Raw genomic sequence first — 3425 nt, 5'->3', positions numbered from 1 at the left:
CTAGTAGCTCAAAAGAATTGCTGGTTTATTTAATAGATAAGTTTTTCTTATCTCACTCTGTTTAATTTTCAAAGATCGTGTCGCTTATTTGCGACTGGATTTATATCTTATCATGTTTCTTTCAGCTCGTCAACTAGTAATTTATTACCAACTTGCAGTTGCATTATTGAGTAATTTATTATGTGGTTGACAGCTTTTATATACTATCATGTGAACTAGATCTTTGTCAACACTTTTTTGACTAGAAATTTTCACTTGATTATTTGCCACTATCTCAGCGACGAATGTTATCATATCATCTTTCTACAATATGTTGTAAATAAAAAAATCTCACTAGATAATATTATCTCATTAATACTAAAGTATCCTATAGAATACTTTATATTATACATAGTGACACGACAGGCATAGTTTATTTCTTCTTTCGTTGACTTCGTAACACTCATTGATATAATATGTGTATGAAATATAACTGATAACAATATAATCGAACAATATAAAACACTCAATTATTAATAATAAGTCAATCTCTGGTCAGAAAATTATATTATGATGATGTTATCGAGACAAAAAGAGTTTATGTCAGAATTATATATATTATCATTAATAGAATAGATGAAAGAATACCAACTATTCTTATAAGCGATCATATAACTTGCTTTAGAACAGAATTTTTTCTAACAGGAATTCTTTAGTCCCGAATACCTTGTGGGTATTCGTCTTTTATTTTCTGGATTAATTTTATTGTTATCTACTTATATAATTTTATCTCATACAAAAATAAGGCTAATTTATACCTATGAACATTAAAAAACCTAGGCTTTGTAGATATCACTAGGTTTTTTTATGTTACATTTTCTATAACACCAAATCTTATCCTTGATTTTTGAGTTTTTCAGAGTAGAAGTTTTGAAAAGCCTCGCTAGACATAGGTTTACCAAAAAAATAACCTTGCATTTCATCGCAATTATTTTGCTTAAAAAAGTTAACCTGTTCTTGATTTTCTACACCTTCAGCAACTACAATCAGTTCAAGGCTTTTTCCTAAAGCTAAAACAGTTGAAGCAATTATTGAGTTATCTTCATTTCCACCAACCTTCTCTACAAAAGACTTATCAATTTTTAGCTTATTTACAGCAAAGTTATTTAGTTGACTTAAGGAGGAATATCCAGTACCAAAGTCATCTATTGAAAACTTTACTCCTATAGCTCTTAACTTACTAATTGTCTTTAGAGTATGTTCTATATTTTGCATTGCAATACTTTCTGTAATTTCTAATTCTAAGTATTGAGGTTCTAATCCAGTTTCCTCTAATACCTTTAGCACTATCTTTGTCAAGTCCTGTAATTCAAATTGACGAGATGAAAGGTTAACTGCAACAGTCACAGGTGGAAATCCGACATTTTGTAAAGATTTATTATGAGCACAAGCTGTATACAATACCCATTCACCAATAGGCACAATTAATCCTGTTTCCTCAGCTATAGGAATAAATTTTAGTGGAGAAACTAGCCCCCAGTTAGGATGCTGCCACCGTATTAGAGCCTCCATGCCAATTATCTCCTCTGTCTTAGCATTTACTTTCGGTTGATAATGAACTACAAATTCTTTATATTCCAAAGCTCGGCGCAAACTATTTTCTAATGTTAATCTCTCAAGAGCTTTAGCATTCAAAGCGGCAGTATAAAGATGGAAGTTGTTTTTCCCATGTTCTTTTGCACGGTACATAGCAACATCAGCATTTGTAAGCAAGGCTTCACCGTCTTCACCATCATCAGGATAAATAGCAACTCCAATACTAATAGTCAGGTACAGTTCATGATTTTCAATTATAATTGGTTGCCTGATGACCTGAAGAATTCTATTAGCTACTTGGCCTACATTCTCCTCATGAATCAGTCCTGGAAGCAAAATTACAAACTCATCGCCCCCTATACGGGCAATAGTAGCATCCCCACTAATACAACCTTTTAATTTTTTTGCGACTTCTTCTAATAGTTTGTCTCCAATATCATGGCCTAGGGTATCATTAATAAGCTTAAATCTATCTAGGTCAAGGAACATTACAACAAGTTTCTCATTAGTCTGCTTATAACGAGAAATTTCAATAGCAATACGTTCTTTTAATAAAAGACGGTTTGGTAACCCTGTTAAAGAATCATAAAAAGCCTGATATTTAATTGTTTCTTCATAGCGCTTTCGTTCTGTAATATCACGCATCATCATGGTGAAATATGGCTTTTCATCTACATTAAATTTACTTATTGTAAGTTCAATAGGTATTGTAGAGCAGTCCTTCTTATGACCAATTACTTCTCTATTTGTATTGATAAACTTTTCTTCAGCTTCAAGATAAATTAAATCATTATAACTTAACTTTGGAAAGATTATGCTAATACTTTCTCCTACTATATCCTTAGACGTATAGTCAAAGATTTTTTCCACTGAAGGATTAACATATCTTATTATCCCTTCAATATCTATAGTTACTATACCCTCAACAGCATGATCAATTATAGAACGGGCAAAGGCTTCACTTTGTTGGAGTATTTTCTCTGTATTTCTTGCTCGAATTAATCTATTTAAACGCTGGCGCAAAACTGCCCAGTTAATTGGTTTACTTATATAATCAGTAGCTCCAGCCTCAAATGCTAAATTCACAGAATTTTCATCTTCAAGAGAAGTAACCATAATCACAGGAGTATGGTTACCACCAGGCAATTCTTGTAATTTAGCACAAGTAGTAACACCACTAATTCCAGGCATTACGTAATCCATTAAAATAATATCCGGTTTTAGCTCTTCAAATAGATAAAGAGCTTCCATACCATTTTTAGCCTCTATAATCTCATACCCCTCTTCTTCTAAAAAGTTTCGAAATGTGGACCGAATAAATGTGGAATCATCTACTACAAGGATGAGAGGCTTTTTTTTCTCGAATATTTGTTCAATCATAAATTTTTTATTTCTCCCTTCTTTTACTCCAAAAGGTGATATGGCTACTTTAAAAATATAGCATTAATTAAATATAATAAATATTTGTTATATAATATTATTATATAACAAATATTTATTATCTTATATCTAATAATAAGAAAAATACTACTAAAAATTTTTTAATATTTATAGTAAATTTCTCTTTATCCTATTGCAATCTTATAACAAAAGTAAAAAAACTCTAACAAATTTCAACATAAAATTGAAATTTGTTAGAGTTTTTGTGTTATTTATACTTAATTATTTTATATTCAAAAAATAAAATGGCTCCGTGGAGAGGATTCGAACCTCCAACCCTTCGGTTAACAGCCGAATGCTCCACCATTGAGCTACCACGGAACAATTGACCTGGCAGCGACCTACTCTCCCACAGGGCCTCCCCTGCAGTACCATCAGCACTGTGAAGCTTAACCGTCGTGTTCGGAATG

1 protein-coding gene and 1 tRNA gene are annotated in these 3425 nt (G+C 31.7%); both read right to left on the bottom strand.

Annotated features, from left to right (window positions below):
• Positions 1-873: 873 nt before the first annotated feature.
• The gene (locus HGI79_RS22185; protein WP_185652841.1) at positions 874-2955 is read right to left on the bottom strand and encodes an EAL domain-containing protein; all 2082 of its coding nucleotides are present in this window, start codon (positions 2953-2955) and stop codon (positions 874-876) included.
• Positions 2956-3261: 306 nt separating this feature from the next.
• Positions 3262-3336, bottom strand: a tRNA-Asn gene (locus HGI79_RS22180).
• Between the last annotated feature and the right edge of the window lie 89 nt (positions 3337-3425).

The sequence above is a fragment of the Clostridium sp. DJ247 genome (assembly GCF_014231265.1).
The sequence above is the reverse complement of the archived record's forward strand: the minus strand, read 5'-3'. Positions and strand labels throughout refer to the sequence as shown.

What these genes read in the sequence shown, in the direction of transcription:
- HGI79_RS22185 (WP_185652841.1), bottom strand. Translation starts at nt 2,955, where the DNA reads ATGATTGAACAAATATTCGAGAAAAAAAAGCCTCTCATCCTTGTAGTA.